This window comes from Chthoniobacter sp., from assembly GCF_040003245.1.
Taxonomy (GTDB): domain Bacteria; phylum Verrucomicrobiota; class Verrucomicrobiia; order Chthoniobacterales; family Chthoniobacteraceae; genus Chthoniobacter.
The window spans coordinates 1-14436 of record NZ_JBDUCX010000173.1 but is presented as its reverse complement, the minus strand read 5'-3'; the positions used below and the strand labels follow the sequence as shown (position 1 = coordinate 14436).

The 14436-nt window shown below is 60.5% G+C and carries 15 protein-coding genes, 2 tRNA genes and 1 pseudogene; 9 read left to right on the top strand and 9 right to left on the bottom strand.

The window, feature by feature from the left end; genetic code table 11:
• Positions 1–133 precede the first annotated feature (133 nt).
• A complete protein-coding gene (locus ABJF10_RS21185) occupies positions 134–472 on the bottom strand; it encodes a hypothetical protein (protein WP_348546602.1) in 339 nt (112 codons plus the stop codon).
• Positions 473–497: 25 nt separating this feature from the next.
• A complete protein-coding gene (locus ABJF10_RS21180; protein WP_348546601.1) occupies positions 498–773 on the bottom strand; it encodes a hypothetical protein in 276 nt (91 codons plus the stop codon).
• 174 nt (positions 774–947) lie between these two features.
• Between ABJF10_RS21180 and ABJF10_RS21175 the strand changes: the two genes are divergently transcribed.
• Positions 948–1022 (top strand) — tRNA-His (locus tag ABJF10_RS21175).
• A 6-nt stretch (positions 1023–1028) separates the two neighbouring features.
• Here ABJF10_RS21175 and ABJF10_RS21170 read toward each other — a convergent pair.
• On the bottom strand, positions 1029–1811 hold the full coding sequence (locus ABJF10_RS21170; RefSeq protein ID WP_348546600.1) for a hypothetical protein: 783 nt from the start codon (positions 1809–1811) through the stop codon (positions 1029–1031).
• Positions 1812–1926: 115 nt separating this feature from the next.
• Here ABJF10_RS21170 and rnc point away from each other — a divergent pair, with 115 nt between their 5' ends.
• Positions 1927–2649 (top strand): ribonuclease III, encoded by a 723-nt coding sequence (rnc, locus tag ABJF10_RS21165; RefSeq protein WP_348546599.1) that lies wholly within the window; start codon positions 1927–1929, stop codon positions 2647–2649.
• A 230-nt stretch (positions 2650–2879) separates the two neighbouring features.
• Here rnc and ABJF10_RS21160 read toward each other — a convergent pair whose 3' ends face one another.
• Complete coding sequence (locus ABJF10_RS21160; RefSeq protein WP_348546598.1) at positions 2880–4262, bottom strand: hypothetical protein; 1383 nt, start codon at positions 4260–4262, stop codon at positions 2880–2882.
• Between the two features lie 214 nt (positions 4263–4476).
• Here ABJF10_RS21160 and ABJF10_RS21155 point away from each other — a divergent pair.
• Both ABJF10_RS21155 and ABJF10_RS21150 read left to right on the top strand, forming a co-directional pair.
• A tRNA-Glu gene (locus ABJF10_RS21155) sits at positions 4477–4549 on the top strand.
• A 76-nt stretch (positions 4550–4625) separates the two neighbouring features.
• Entirely contained in the window at positions 4626–5840 is a 1215-nt protein-coding gene (locus ABJF10_RS21150) for a tyrosine-type recombinase/integrase (RefSeq protein ID WP_348546597.1), read from the top strand.
• Here the strand turns inward: ABJF10_RS21150 and ABJF10_RS21145 are convergent.
• Together ABJF10_RS21145 and ABJF10_RS21140 are read right to left on the bottom strand one after the other, a co-directional pair.
• Positions 5837–6103 (bottom strand): hypothetical protein, encoded by a 267-nt coding sequence (locus ABJF10_RS21145; protein WP_348546596.1) that lies wholly within the window; start codon positions 6101–6103, stop codon positions 5837–5839. The genes ABJF10_RS21150 and ABJF10_RS21145 overlap by 4 nt on opposite strands.
• A 50-nt stretch (positions 6104–6153) precedes the next feature.
• On the bottom strand, positions 6154–6462 hold the full coding sequence (locus tag ABJF10_RS21140) for a helix-turn-helix transcriptional regulator (protein WP_348546595.1): 309 nt from the start codon (positions 6460–6462) through the stop codon (positions 6154–6156).
• A 434-nt stretch (positions 6463–6896) separates the two neighbouring features.
• On the opposite strand from ABJF10_RS21140, the gene ABJF10_RS21135 reads away from it, so the two are divergent.
• From ABJF10_RS21135 to ABJF10_RS21115, 5 genes and pseudogenes are all read left to right on the top strand, one after another.
• Entirely contained in the window at positions 6897–7121 is a 225-nt protein-coding gene (locus tag ABJF10_RS21135; RefSeq protein ID WP_348546594.1) for a helix-turn-helix transcriptional regulator, read from the top strand.
• Between the two features lie 157 nt (positions 7122–7278).
• A complete protein-coding gene (locus ABJF10_RS21130; protein ID WP_348546593.1) occupies positions 7279–7740 on the top strand; it encodes a helix-turn-helix transcriptional regulator in 462 nt (153 codons plus the stop codon).
• A 19-nt stretch (positions 7741–7759) separates the two neighbouring features.
• A complete protein-coding gene (locus tag ABJF10_RS21125; protein WP_348546592.1) occupies positions 7760–8242 on the top strand; it encodes a hypothetical protein in 483 nt (160 codons plus the stop codon).
• A gap of 285 nt (positions 8243–8527) precedes the next feature.
• Positions 8528–8758: a PUR family DNA/RNA-binding protein gene (locus tag ABJF10_RS21120; RefSeq protein WP_348546591.1), complete on the top strand. Its 231-nt coding sequence runs from the start codon at positions 8528–8530 to the stop codon at positions 8756–8758.
• 368 nt (positions 8759–9126) lie between these two features.
• Positions 9127–9327 (top strand): annotated as a pseudogene (locus tag ABJF10_RS21115) (NAD-dependent epimerase/dehydratase family protein); the annotation flags it as partial.
• Between the two features lie 233 nt (positions 9328–9560).
• On the opposite strand, the gene ABJF10_RS21110 reads toward ABJF10_RS21115, so the two are convergent.
• The 3 genes from ABJF10_RS21110 to ABJF10_RS21100 form a co-directional block, all read right to left on the bottom strand.
• Entirely contained in the window at positions 9561–11009 is a 1449-nt protein-coding gene (locus tag ABJF10_RS21110; RefSeq protein WP_348546603.1) for an ATP-binding protein, read from the bottom strand.
• Positions 11010–11263: 254 nt separating this feature from the next.
• Positions 11264–13036, bottom strand: a complete 1773-nt coding sequence (locus tag ABJF10_RS21105) for an ATP-binding protein (protein ID WP_348546590.1) — start codon at positions 13034–13036, stop codon at positions 11264–11266.
• A partial coding sequence (locus tag ABJF10_RS21100; RefSeq protein ID WP_348546589.1) for an ATPase domain-containing protein occupies positions 13033–14436 on the bottom strand: 1404 nt, incomplete at its 5' end. The genes ABJF10_RS21100 and ABJF10_RS21105, both read right to left, overlap by 4 nt.

The following is a 14436-nucleotide window of genomic DNA, read 5'->3' as shown; positions in this document are numbered from 1 at the left end:
AATCCCGTCGAACAACCAGCGATCATCGTTCGTAGAGCGACGGGGTTCTTCGACTCCGTTACACTCCGCTCAGAATGACACCGCGAGGGAAACGGCAATTATTTCCCGGCCACTTTGCAAAACGCCGCGTCTGCTACGACCAGAGCCGCTTCCACCACTTCATCACGGGATCGACTTCGATATCGCGGGCTTTTTCCACGGCCTGCTCCACGGCGTCGCGCACGACGTCGCTGGTCTGGGAGTAAACTTTTCTCCCGCGCTTGGCGCCGGTCGAGAGGGCGTCGCGGATATCGTCGATGACATCATGCCACGGCTCGCGGCGCGGCGCCGGTTCGACAAAGCGGGTCAGCACGCCGATGGCAAAGCCGACGCCCAAGGCCGTCAGGATCGCGGGCACCGGATTGGCGCGGATGCAATTGTCCGTTTCGCGCAGCAGATCCTGCGCACGTTCTTTGGCGTCTTGCGTGTTCATAAGCGAAATTCCGCGGCCCGCAGGCTCACGGCTTTTGTTTCTTTTGGTATTCCTCGTAAAGTTTCACCCCGCCGAGGACGAGCAACAGCGGACGGGCCAGGGCGAAGGCCAGGCGCACCAGTGCGGAGATGAGCCGCCCGACGGGCAGCACCGTGAGCAACACGCCGGCGAACAGCGCGACACCCACCGCCTTGGCGGGATCCTCCCGCACAAATTTCTCCGTGCAGGAACTCAGGTCGTCGACGGTTTTTCTCCAGTCACAGCAGCCGGCGGAACGCGGCGTTTCATTCGATTCGTCCATAAAAAGTAAGGTGGGTGAGTGCGGGACAATTGCAACCGATTGTGCGACGGGTGGCAAACTCTTGCCGCGCTCATCCTCACTTCGGCGCAGGGGTCTCTTCCGGTCGTCTCGACGATGGCAAAACAAACCGGTTGGCAAGCGGGCGGCTTTTGCTATCTTGCGCGGCTCCAAATGGTGGCCATAGCTCAATGGTAGAGCTCCAGATTGTGGTTCTGGTTGTTGCGGGTTCGAGTCCCGTTGGCCACCCCATTTGGATTATTTCGCGGACGGGAGCGCTGGTTTCAGGGTATCCGTAGGCGGCGCGGGGCGCTCGTCGGGAAAAACGACTTTCACGTGGAACGCACGGCCGTCGCTGAAGGAATCGGCCAGCCATTTTTCCACGAAGGTCTGCAATTGCCGCCGGGCGATTTCACGCACCAAGGGGATGTGCTCCACGGCCCGGTCGCGCAACGCGGCACTGAGGCTGCCCTGCAGGCGGTCGCGCACCGCCTTGTCGTCCTGCCAGATGTGGCCCTCGAGGGTGTAGAAGGTCAGCTTCGAGATGTCGGCCGCCGGGGTATTGGGCTGGATGGGCGGCGGATAGGCCGTCACGACCCCATCGGTCTGCGCGAATTCCCAAGGGCCGTTGAAATCCAGGTAGTAGCCGTATTCCACCGGCACGTCCGCCTGCACGACGATGCTCGGCAGGGCGATGACTCCCCAGGCGATGCTGTCGCTTTCCTTGCGGCGGAAGGTCTCCTGCTCTTTCAACGTCGCGACCTGCAACCGGCTCGTGCCGGTCAACGTCACCGCGGAACTCAGGAATTCTTGATGAACCGTCTTCTCGCGAAATGCCCGCGCGACGGTCGCCGCCTGCTGGCCGAGTTCCTTGACGAGGTTGACTCCCTTGTCGAGCGCGGCGCCCGGCATGCTGGTCACCCGTTGCAGCACCCACCAGCCGGCCACCACGAGCAACACGACCACCGTGAGCCATGTGACCACGCGGGCCCATGGGCTGCGGGGCGCAACGGGTGGTGATGCTGGATGTTCAGGCGACATGGCAACGGCGCGAATGGTGCCTGCTATCCCACAGACTGGCGCCATGGTCAATGTGCGCCACTTGGCGTTTGCCGATATCGCCGCCTGCGTGCATAGAATGGCTGGCCGGCCCCTCATGAACCCGCTCGAACAGCGCATCAAATACAAATTTCGCAATTCCCTCCTGCTGGCGGAGGCGCTCACCCATCCCAGTCTCGGGCACGAAACGCAACGCCATCACTTCGACAATCAGCGACTCGAATTCCTCGGCGATGCGGTGCTGCAGTTGATCTTCACGGAGTATCTTTTCGATCAATTCCCCAGCCTGAGCGAAGGACAACTGACCAAGATTCGCGCCCGCATCGTCTCGCGCGAGGGTCTCCGGGTGCTCGCCGAGCGCATCGGGGTGGGCAAATACCTGATGATGGGCCGCGGCGAGGAGGCCAGCGGCGGACGGGAGCGCGCCTCCACGCTCTCGGACGCTTTCGAAGCCCTGATCGGCGCGATGTATCTGGACAGCGATTTCGTCACCGTTCGCCGCATCGTGCTCACGGAGTCCCGGGAGCTCCTCGAAGATCTGGAGATCGATCCACCGGACAACAATCCGAAAGGGCGTCTGCAAGAGCTGCTCCAGTCTATTTCACCGGTCAGCCCCACCTACCCGATCATCGATCAATCCGGTCCCGAGCATCAAAAGCTCTTCGTGGCCAAAATCGTGTGGGACGGTCTCGAGCTCGGCTCTGGCGAAGGGCGTAGCAAAAAAGAAGCGGAGACCGCAGCCGCTCGCGATGCGCTGGCGAAAGGGCTCTGGTCCGCCCGTGATGGCCACCGCGACGGCGCCCAATCGAATTCCCAATAACTACCCAACAACTGTGAATGACCGACCAATAAACCCGGGGTGGCCGGTTCTATTGGTTCCCGTTCGCCGGTTCGGAGAAAGTTATTCGCCCCCTCCCATCGGCGTGGAACCACGCACCAGTATGAGTGGAACGCTTTAAGACGAGGTTATTCACACAATGAAGATGAAGAGAATGTCTGCCAAAAATATTTTCTTTCATCAGTACGCGGTGAACAACTTTGCTTTTGCCCTCAATACGGCCCGCTCGCGTTCTCGAAGAGCGGCAGCTCGTCCTTGAAAACCGGACGGAGCTTCGCCGCCTCACGCAGCAGATCGAGGCCTTCTTTCTTTTTCCCCGCGTAGAAGGCAAAGACACCGAGATGCCATTTGCGGAACGCGGCGATGTCCGGTGGCATATCGGGCTGGATAAAAGACGTGCCCATTTCGTAGGCGGCATCCAGCGAGACATCCGCCCACGGCAAAGGGATGCGCACCGCCTTGAGCGTCAATTGCTGATCGTCTGCCTGGGCCACGCCGCCCAGCACCTTGTCTCCCGACTTCTTGGTGAACGGCGCCGCGTAACCTTTCTTGGCCAGGTCCTCGACCAGTTGCGATTTGTAGTTGGCCAGCCACTGCGTCTTCTTCGCCAGGAGAGTCTGTTCGTCGCGCGCTTGTTCGGTCTTGAGCGCGGGATCCATAATCGCCGTCCGCGCCTCGGTGAATTGGAATTTCTCTAGGAGATCGTTGCGCTTCTCCTTGGCGTCGCCGAAGGCCTTGGCGTCGGCGGCCATCTCCTCGGCGTTCGCCTTCGACATTTCGGCCAGCATGGCCTTCGCCTTCGGCCCGATGTCGGCGATCTGGGTGTCGAGTGCGTTGCTCATCTTCGTGGTCAGCTTCATCTTGGCCCGCGCCGCTTTTGCGGCCTCCACGGCGTCGTTCTGTTCCTGCGGCGTCTTCGCCGCCTGCAGCGCTTCATTTGCCGGCACGAACAGCTTGTAGTCGTTCACAAAATTGTCGCCCATCTCCTTCAGCTTGCGGAGATCCTCCGGCCCATCGGCCCAGTCGACCATCTTCTCCGGCGCCACGTCGGTGAACTGGCGGAACAGCGCCGTCGCCTCATCGTACTTCTCGAGGTTCCAATCCTTCATCGCAAACGCCAGCACCGCGATCCCCTCATACGACCACTTGTCGTAGTCTTTGCCTTCCGTCGGCGCGATGGGCTCCTTCGAGTGCAACAACGTTGCCACCTTCATGAAGAACGTCGCGACCTGCGAATCCGACCCGGCCGTCGTGAACGGGCCGCGCGTCTCGATCTTGCCGAACACCAGTTGCGCCTCGTCTTCCTTGCCGGCGAGCATCAGCGCCAGGCCTTGGTGAAAATCGATCCAGTTCAGGAGCGGCTGCCGGATCTTCGGCTCCGCCGAGATGGCCCCGAGCGCATCCGCCGCCTCGGCAAAATGGCCATTGATCATCTGCGACCGCGCCTCGACGAAGCGCGTATCCGGCGAGCCGAGCGATTTCTTCTCCGTGCCGTCGGGCTTCTTGACCTGACGCTTCGGTTTTTCATCGCAGGAAGCCAGCAGGCCCAACAGCAAGGAGGGGACGACGAGGAGAGAACAGAATTTCCGGATCATTTTTGGAGTCACAATGGGAAGGATGCCGGGGGAATTATCGGCTGAGCAGGCGGAGGACGTCAATAGAGGCAAGGTGACAGGCGTGCGAGACCCGAAATCGCCCGGGAACGACCACTCCCGTCTGGGTTGTGGGTTGTGGCCTCGGGAGATATCGAGAAATCTGCTTGCAAGGGGGTTGCAACCCCGGCAAATTCCCGCGCTCTTTTCCAAGAAAGACCCTATCGTCCAGTGGCCTAGGACACTCCCCTTTCACGGGAGTAACACGGGTTCGAATCCCGTTAGGGTCGCTTGTAAACATCAGGGTTTGCAGGCGATTCGAGATTCAGCGTGACAAAAACGTGACAAAGCGCTAGATTCCCCTCTGTGAAAACGAAACGCATCGAAGTCAAAGAGGGGAACATCTCCGTCCCAATCTACGAGTTCTCAGACGGGCGCTATTGCGTCGATATGCTGCTCGGAAAGACGCGAAAAAGAATTACGCGGACTTCGCTTGAAGCCGCAAAAATCGAAGCGCGGAAGCTCATCGCTCAAATTGCCACGGGTCGAGCGCATGAGGAGCCTATGACGCTCGCGGAAGTCGAGGACTATCGGCTCGCCAAAGGCAAGCTCGTGCCGTTAGGGGTGTCACTGTTGACTGCGGTTGAGGAGTGGACCGCGGGACGCGGCAAAATTCCGCTCATCGTTACGAAAACGGTCTCGGAAGTAGCCGAAGAATTTCTCACTTCAAAGCGGGTTGAGGGCGTGGGCTTTTTTCATCTGGAAGATCGGAAATACCGGATGAACAAATTCGCTGCGGCGTTTCCCGGCCGCATTGATCAAATCAGCACGCACGAAATTGAGGTCTGGTTGAACGGCCTCAAGGTCAGCGGGCGCACGCGGAACAACTACCGCAATGCCGTCCTCCAGCTATTCCGCTACGCCCGCGCCAAGCGCTACCTGCCACGGAATGAGCCGACGGTCGTTGAGGATGTTGCCGCGGCGAGCCCGGGAGAGGGGGCGATTGAAATCTACACGCCGAAAGAGCTGCGATTGCTGCTCTCACAAGCCCCGGCAAAACTGCTGCCGTTTTTTGCCATTGGCGCACTGGCGGGCCTGCGCAGTCAGGAAATCATGCGGCTTGATTGGAGCGATCTTCGTTTTGAGCAAGGCTTTATCGAGGTCGCCGCGGAAAAGGCTAAGACCGCCTCACGTCGGCTCGTGCCGCTGCTGCCCGCGCTCGCCGCCTGGCTGCTGCCGCTCCGTCAAAAGTCCGGCCATGTCGTCGGGTATACGCGGAACGATGTCCTCTGCGAGGCACGGCAGCGGTTTTGCAAGAACGGCATCAAAGAAGGTGATGAAGTCGTTGAATTCACTTGGAAACCGAACGCATTGCGGCACAGCTACGCGAGCTACCGTCTGGCCGACATTAAGGACGCGGCACGGGTGGCATTGGAGATGGGAAATTCGCCCACAATGCTCTTCCGCAACTACCGAGAACTGGTGACTGAAAAACAGGCAGCGGAGTGGTTTTCTGTGCTCCCGACGGTGACTCGCTCTGCGCACAAAACGTCAAAGCCAATACTCCAACGCGCTGCCTAAGCCCGCGATTTAATCAGGAAGTCTTCCATGAAATTCTCGAGTTCCTTAAGCCGGTAGCGCACAAGATGGGAGCTGACTTTGCGCGGGTGGATGTAACCGAGCCGCACCCATTCTTTGAACTGCGATTCACCTACGGACAGGTATTTGCAGGCCCCTTTTAGATCGACGTAGCCGGTGAATTCGTTGATGCGCGAGAGCTGCCGCTCGACCGCATCACTCACGGCGCGAATCAGCAGGTCATCTGGAATTTCGACGCGGAGCATAAGGTCGTTCTAAAAAATCCGACGGCAAACGAGCGCGTCCTAAACCCAATTCACGTAGCGGCAAGGGCTCCCGCAGACTCCTTGTTCCACAACTCGGCGATCCCTTCGCGGATGGACTTGTGGGGATCGAGTGGCGGAAACAATTCCTTCACGTCCACCCGCAAGACCTGGCGTAGATAGCAAAGTTCGTGGTCGCCGACCTGCACGAGTTGCGCTTCCATTTTCGCGACCCCGCTCCGGCTGATATTCCAGCCGGCAAGCTGAAGGTGAACGGCAAAATCGGCCTGCGTCCAACCTCGCTTTCGCCGCAATCGGCTGATGATCGGTCCGACTAGATTCCGATGCGTCAAAATCTTCATGATGTGGAGATCCGTAACACGATATCCCAAGCGCCTTGCGCTGGTTCCGGCGCAGGTTTGCAAAGCAAACTCCTCGAACCCTCCGTTGCAGTCCGAATGATCGCATCCGGGTTGTTCTGGCGGCGCCAACCGGCGGGGCGAGGACACCGAAGAAAAATGTCCGGCTCTAGCCCCACCGGTTGTGAAGAACTCGTCTGCGAGTTATTCAAGTCGCCGGAAACAACCTCGGTGCGTTGAGCGTTTCGAAGCTGGAGTCGTGAGTTTCGTCCGGGGAACTTGCACTCTCAGGCAGCGCCGAGATGCGGGAGCGCGTTGCCCTCGTGAAATTCTGACGATCCCGCCGAAACGATCCGGGCTGCCATTTACGGTGCGAATGCAGAATGAGGCATATCCTACCGCTCTCAAGAGAACCGTCATACGGCATTTAATGACGGGTGGCAGAGCCGTTAAAACCGCACAACGTCGTAGCTCGCAACATTCACCGTCTCCGGTTGCGTGCGAAACTGACGCAGGAGCAACTGGCGGAACTCGCCGATGTTGACCTACGCTCGTTGCAGCGGATTGAAGCCGGCTCATGGAACATGACCGTCGATTATCTCGGGCGCTTCCAAACGGCGCTTCGCTGCAAGTGGCGGGAATTGCACCAGGGACTGGACTGATTCACCCGGCAGGAATGGAGGGAGGCTACTTTTCAGAAACGGTTCGCGCGGCGTGTGCGAGTTGGTGGTCGGTCGGGATCTCGATCTCGCACTTCCGTCCCGCCGAGGAACCGCGGGGTTTGCGTAGGGTCGCCTTGAAGCCAAGGCGCCAACCTTCGTGGCACGCCCGTCGAAGGCAGACGAGGAGGAGACTGAAACCACAACTGCACTGTGCGTTTCATTTTGCGCTCAAACGGGCGCACATGCCGAAACCGCTGCCGATACTGCTCATGCCGCGCGCAGCGGCATGCTGTATAAGAACCTCATCGGAACGGAAATAAGGAAAAGGCGGGACCGCCTCGGTTGGAGTCAATCCGACCTGGCGGTAAGGCTGCAGCTTGCCGGTTGGGATATTGATCGCAGCCAACTCTCGAAGATCGAATGCCGCTTGGTTCATGTCAGTGATTTCCAGCAACTGTATTTTGTGCGCGTCTTCAAGGTGAGTTTTAACGACCTACTTCCAAGCGTCGATCCATTGGAAAAGGTCAACGACTTTCTGGACAGAACGATGGAACGAAAGCGTGCACCGATTCCGAGGGGCAAGAGGGCGAAGAAAGGGAAACTCGAAAAAAAGAAATAGCGCGCCGCACCTGAACAGCATGACTTGGGAAGAACTCGTCGCTCTCTTCTTCATCTCCTACGAACAGTCCGTGCATGTCATTCGCGGGGAGGGGCTGGACGCTGTGAGTCTGCAACTCTCGCCGGCGGCCTTGTTCGTTTCGATTAAATCCAGCGGGAGACTGAACATCGGCATTTACGCATGCGACGAACTCCGTCTCGTCGGAACGCGCGCCATCCCACTGACGGAATTGAAGCTGAGCTTTTTGCGCCGTGAAATTGAGGAAGTTTTGGGAAAGCAAATCATCGCTATGCTCGATCTCCAAGCTGTGCACGACTTCTCAAACACTTGGATAACCGAAAGCGATTTTAAGGCGGCTCGTTTTTCGCGCGATCTTGCGCGCAGTCGAGGTGGCAGCGCAGCACCGCGAAGCCGCGATATCATCCGGCCGTCGATGGCGGCAAAATTTCTAGCGATGCGCGAGCCACCTCTAAGCGGCAGTGCGGTGCGCGATCAACGGTGAATCTTTGTGTTGGACACGAGTTATCGCGAACACAACACGGGCGCAGGTCGGAGGGGCAGTCGAAGGGTGCGAGAAACAGCGTTGCTCGAAAGTACCAGTCATTGTCCCCGGAGGAGGAAATTTAACCCCGAGTAGAGATGGCTTGCCCGGCGAACAATGCGGCGCTCCCAGGGTCGGCTGGATGCGCAGAAGCTGGTTCTAGGGGGCGACGTGGCTTCACAATTGACCGGGCTCGGCGCTGCAAGCTAGATAGGGCAGCTATTTCGTAACCGCAGCCTGAACAATATGCACCCCGACCCCGAGCCGAGAGTATCAATCCCACCGATCGCCTCAGAGAAAATTGTCATCGAGAGGAAAATCTTCTTCCTCGACCTCAAGGAGAACCAGCGCGGTCGCTTCTTAAAGATCACCGAGGATGTGGGCGGTCGCCGTGACACGATCATGCTTCCGGCCGAAGCGTTCCGGGAATTTTTGGATGCCCTGGAGCGATTGGTGGAATTTGAGACCAAGCTTTAGCCTCCCCCTATCGCTTGCGAGCTGTGTCCCACACGTCTTTGGCAGTGGGCGAATTCTCCACGATTCCGCGATGAGGCGTTCGCCACGTTGATGGCCCAGCGGCGCGGAAAATCCCGCTCGCACGCGCCTTAGCGGCAACCCCAGCGCGCAGCGCCGGGCAGCGAACAAACGCCTTTTTCTCCTTCTGAGGCACCGCGCCAAATGAGCGGGAGCGAGCGCTAGACTAGCGAGGTGGCACCGACCTACTTGGCCGACACGAAGCCTCCCCGGAGTTCCCACGGAGGCTGAGCAAAGGTCCAACAAACATCCGCCGGGCGGGGGTCAGCACGCAGGTGCATCTGCTGCACCAAAGCGGCACGCTCGGGAGATTCGACACGGTGCTGCACCTCGGCGCGTGCTCGGCGACGATGGAACGCGACGCGGCCTTTCTCATCCGCAACAACTTCGATTTCACCAAAGACCTCGCCGTCTGGTCGCTCGTGAATGACGCGCGCTTTGTCCACGCCTCCTCCGCCACGACCTATCGCGACGGCGCGCAAGGCATGAGCGACACCGCGCCGCTGGAGCCGTTCAATGGGCTGATAGTCCCCGTCGAAATCAGCCCTACCGACGCCCGGAATCGACCCAAGCCTTAGCCGGTTCTCCGATTATCGGTGTTCCTATTCCCCGCGGGAATAACGGGAGCGGCAACTTCGGGCGACTATGTCAGGCGACGAATACGAATAACACGGCGGCTCCCATCAAGCGGATGACGGAACCGGCGTAAAAGTCGTGCACGGATTCTATGTCAGCCGTTTCCACGTCAGTTCTGAACGCGGCTCCGCAGCCATACGCGAAGGATGTCCAGATCCACGGGCTTGACGAGGTGCTCGTCGAAGCCGGCCTGCTTCGCGGCCAGCAGGTCTTCGGGGCTGGCGTAGCCGGTCATGGCGATGAGGAAGACGCCGGCCAGGGCGGGCATGGCGCGCAGGTGGCGGGCGACTTCAAAGCCGTCCATGCCGGGCAGCCCAATGTCGAGGAGCACGACTTCGGGCAGGAACTCGGCGGCGGCGGTGAGCGCATCGGGGCCAGTGAAGGCGGTGCGTGTGACGTGCCCGCGTCTCGCCTGGAGAATCGCCATACTGCGCGCCGAATCAGTGTTATCATCGACGATGAGGAGGCGCCGGGAGATTTCGCGCGCCACGGGCGGCGGCGGCGGGGTGGGCGGAGGCGCCCGGCGGAGAATTGGCAGGCGGACGACGAATTCGCTGCCCTGGTCGAGTCCCCCGCTGTGCGCTTCGACACTGCCTCCGTGCAGCTTCACGAGCCGACTGACGAGAGTGAGGCCTATGCCGAGGCCTCCGTGGGCGCGGTCAAGGGCGCGGGTCGCCTGCACGAAAAGATCGAAGACGCGAGGGAGCAGCTCTGGAGCGATTCCGGCTCCGTCGTCGCGCACGCGGACGATGACCTCCGGCGGCTCGACGCCGGCGGCGCGCTCGGCGCTCAAGGAAATATGGCAGCCGTCACCGCTGTACTTGCACGCGTTGTTGAGGAGATTGGTGAACACCTGTTCGAGGCGGGTGCCGTCGGCATTTAGAAAGACCGGTTCGGCGGGCATCGATACGGCCAGGTCTTGATGACGGGCGTCGCAGCCGGAATGCACGAGACTGGTCGCGGCGGTGAGGATTGCCTCAAGCGGCACGGGCTTTTTGCGCAGTTCGATCTTCCCCTCGGTGATGCGTGAGACATCGAGCAGATCGTCGATCATCCGACTCATATTTTCGATCTGCCGGCCGATGATGTTCTGAGCCTGTCTCCGCTCGTCCTCCGTGGCGTTTGCCGTTTGCAAAATCTCCGCGGCATTGCGCAGTGGCGCGAGGGGATTGCGTAACTCGTGGGCGAGCATGGCGAGGAATTCGTCTTTACTGCGATCGGCGCGGGCCAGCTCCACGGCACGCGCGGCAAGCGAATCCTCCAACGTGCGGCGTGCAGTAATATCGGTGAGGTTTTCCATGACTGCCACGGCGTTCCCCTCCCCATCGTAATCCAGTGTCTTGCGCGCGAATACGGTGATGCACCGACCGTCGCGAGTCGTATGGACCAGTTCCCCTATCCAGTGCCCCGTCCGATGCAACACGTCAGTCAGTTCCTCGACAGGCGTCGGGAATTTTGTTTGAAGCAGGCGGTGGCTGAATTTTCCGAGCGCCTCTTCTCGCGACCAACCGTAAAGTTCCGCGGCCCCATGATTCCAGTAACGGATCTTGCCCTCCATATCGCGCACAATGATGGCGTCATTGCTCAAGTCGAGGAGGCGGGCTTTTTCCGCCAACTCGCGAGCTGTTTTTTGGCGCGCAGCGCTTTCTTCCCGGAGCTGCGCATTCAGATGATCCGCTGCCTCCGTGAGTTCATGCTGGCGCACGGCTCCGAGGATCAGCGCTTCATTCATCGCGACGGTCTGCTCATGCAGTCGCAAGAGATTAGCGGGCGGCTTCAGGGCTGGCAGTTCGGCATCCATACTGATCGCCGTTAAGGCGAACCGCTGAGGGGTGAACGCTTCTCCACCGGACCAGCTGCTTTGAGAACGTGCTTCAGCAGCATCAATAATTCGGAGGTCCTGTAAGGCTTCGGCAGAATATCTTTCACGCCGAGGAGGGCGAGCTTGGGGCCGTAGGTGGAAGAGGCGAGCCCGCTGACGCCGATGATCGGCAGTGTCGAGTTCATGGTCCGCAGGATTTTGATCGCTTCCGGGCCATCCATCACGGGCATGGTCATATCGGAGACTACGGCGGCGATTTCCGTGCTCCGCTGACTGTAGATGGCCACGGCTTCCGCACCGTCGCTGGCGAGGATGACGCGGTAGCCAAACCCTTCGAGCGTCTGCTGCGTCATCTTGCGCATCGGCGCCTCGTCATCTACGACGAGAATGAGTTCACCGTTGCCGGACGGCAATTCGAGCGCCGGTGAAGGCGGCAGCGCCGCCGCGATTGCCGTTTGCGCGGGTAGAAAGATTTGGAAGGTGGTGCCTTTCCCCAGCTCGCTCGCGACGTGGATGAATCCGCCGTGGCTTTTGACGATCGCCAGGGAGCTGGAAAGGCCGAGGCCCGAGCCTTTGCCAAATTCTTTGGTGGTGAAAAATGGATCAAAAATGTTTTCCACGATCCGAGGCGCCATGCCCATGCCGCTGTCCGTGACCTCCAATAAAACGCAGGGTCCGGCGTGAGCTTGGGGATTTTCGCTCAAGCCTGGGTGGTCCGCGGCGAGCTCCCAATTTTCAGCGGAGACGACCAACCGGCCACCGGCCGGCATGGCGTCGCGCGCGTTCAGGCAGAGGTTGAGCAAGACCTGGTGGAGCTGCGTCGAGTCGCCCAGCACGGTCGACAGGTCCGGCGGGACACGGGTCTGGATTTCAATGTGCCGCAGGAAGGTTTCGTGGACGATCTTTTCTATCTCGCGGATGAGTTGCGCGATCGACACGGTCACGCGCTCACCCTCGACGCCGCGGGCGAAAGAGAGAACCTGCCGGACCATCTCCGCGCCGCGCTGGGCGCTGGTCTCGACAACATCCAGGATTTCCCGACTGGTGGGGTCGGTGAACTTCATCTTCAGCAAGTCGAGCGACATGACGATCGGCCCGAGGGAATTGTTCAGATTGTGCGCGATGCCGCCGGCCAGCGTGCCGATGCTCGCCATGCGCTGGCTGCGGAGCGACTGTTGCTCCAGCTTCTTGCGCTCGGTGAGATCCATGAAAGACGTGATTGCACCAGTGATTTCCATTTGGTCGTTTTTCAGCGCCGCGAAGTTGGTCAGCACCGGGACGCGGGAGCCATCGGGCCTTTCGATCGAGACTTCGACATTGAGCGCAGGGAGCCCGGTGCGCAGCACCTCCACGATCGGGCTTTCGGCATGGGGCAATAGCCGGCCATCGGGCCGCCACATCCGCACGGACCCGCAGTAACGCTCGATCCCGCACACCGGCTCCCGGCCCCACAGCTCGGCGGCGAGGGAATTGTAATTCTGGATGAACCCGTCCCGATCACACGCGGAGACGCCCATCGGCGCGGCGGCAAACAAACTGCGAAACCGCTCTTCGCTTTCCCGGAGCGCGGCTTCCGCCAGCTCGCGCTGGCTGATCTCCGTGCGGAGCTGGGCGTTCAGGATCTCGGCTGCCTCCCTGAGTTCATGCTGGCGCACCGCCCCGAACGTTAACGCCTCGTTCATCTCCACCATCTCGTACAAATGCTCGATGTCCGCGAGCGCATCGTCGGAGGGCGGATCGGTGCCGGTGAGATTGGCCTTCATTGGGTGGCCTTCGGTTCCGGCGCCGCTTCGTCCCGTTGCCCGATGTGCTCCGGCAGGCCGGTGGTCAGCCGCGAGTAGTCCGTCTGGCGCGGATGGATGACGACCACGCCTTTGTCCGTGATGACATACTCGCGGATGTCTTTGCTGTGATTGCCGCCGCGCATTTTCACCACGACCATCACCTTGCGAAGCTGCCCATCGATCTCCACGTAGCGCAGCCGGATGATGTCGTCGGTGAGGAAGGAAATCGCGTAATGGCTGAAGGGCATCGCGGTGAAAGTATCCTCGACCTCGACCGTGCTCAGGATGGTGATGCCCGCGCCGGTCAGCGCGCCGATCATGCGGTAGAGCGACTCGCGGAATTCCGCGCGAAAGCTCGGCGCGAGGGCCATTTCAAAGCCGACCAGCGAATCAATCGCCAGCCGTTTCGCGCCGACGCGCGTGATGGCTTCGAGCAGCTCCTGCATCGTCTCATCCACCGAGAGGTCGAGCGGGCGCAGGTAGAGGATTTCGAGCATGCCCTTTTTCTGCGGGGTCTTCAGGTCCAGTCCGAAGGCGGCGGCGCGCTCGGTGTAGCCGTTCGGGCGCTCCTCGAAGACGGCGATGATTCCCGGCTCGCCGTGGCGCAGACCATCGGCGATGAACTGCGTGGCGAGCGCCGATTTTCCCGTGCCCGAGGGACCCGCGATGAGCAGGCTGTCGCCTTCGAGAATGCCGCCGCCGAGCATCGTGTCCAGCTCCGGGATGCCCATGGAACGCCGGCGCCGCGCCTGCGGGAGCACCTTCTTGCCGACCAGCCCGAGGGTCCGCGAAAAGGCCTGCAAGCCGTGCTCGGTGATGCGGATGGTGTGCAACCCCGGCACCGAAGCCTGCCCGCGCAGCTTCATGACCTGGAGCTTGCGCACCACGGAGTTCCGCTCCGCCACCTGGGAGAGCCAGATGAGCCCGTCGGCCACAGTGAAGACCGGATTGTCGCGCACTTCTTCAACGACATATTCCCCGACCAAAAACGTCGTGGCTTCCCACCCCGTCAAAAATTGCGCGAGCCGCTGCACGAAGACCTGCATCTCCAGTTCGCTCACGCTGGTCGTCGCCTTGCGCACCACGGTGCGGAAGGAATCCACCACCACGAGGCTCGGGCCGACCGCCGCGACCTGCCGGGCGATCTCCTCGAAGACCGCGTTCAAATCCTTCTCCATCACGACCTCGGCGAGGTTGATGAAGCGGATCGCGGTGTTCAGCTTCGTCTCATCGAAGAAGGAATACTGCTGCTGGTAGCGCAGCATCTTCATCGCGGGCTCGCCGAGCACGGTGAAGTAGAGCGCAGGTTTCTTCGCCGTGGCATTCGCGAAAATAATCTGATGCGCGAGCGTCGTTTTGCCGCAGCCCGGAGTGCCCGC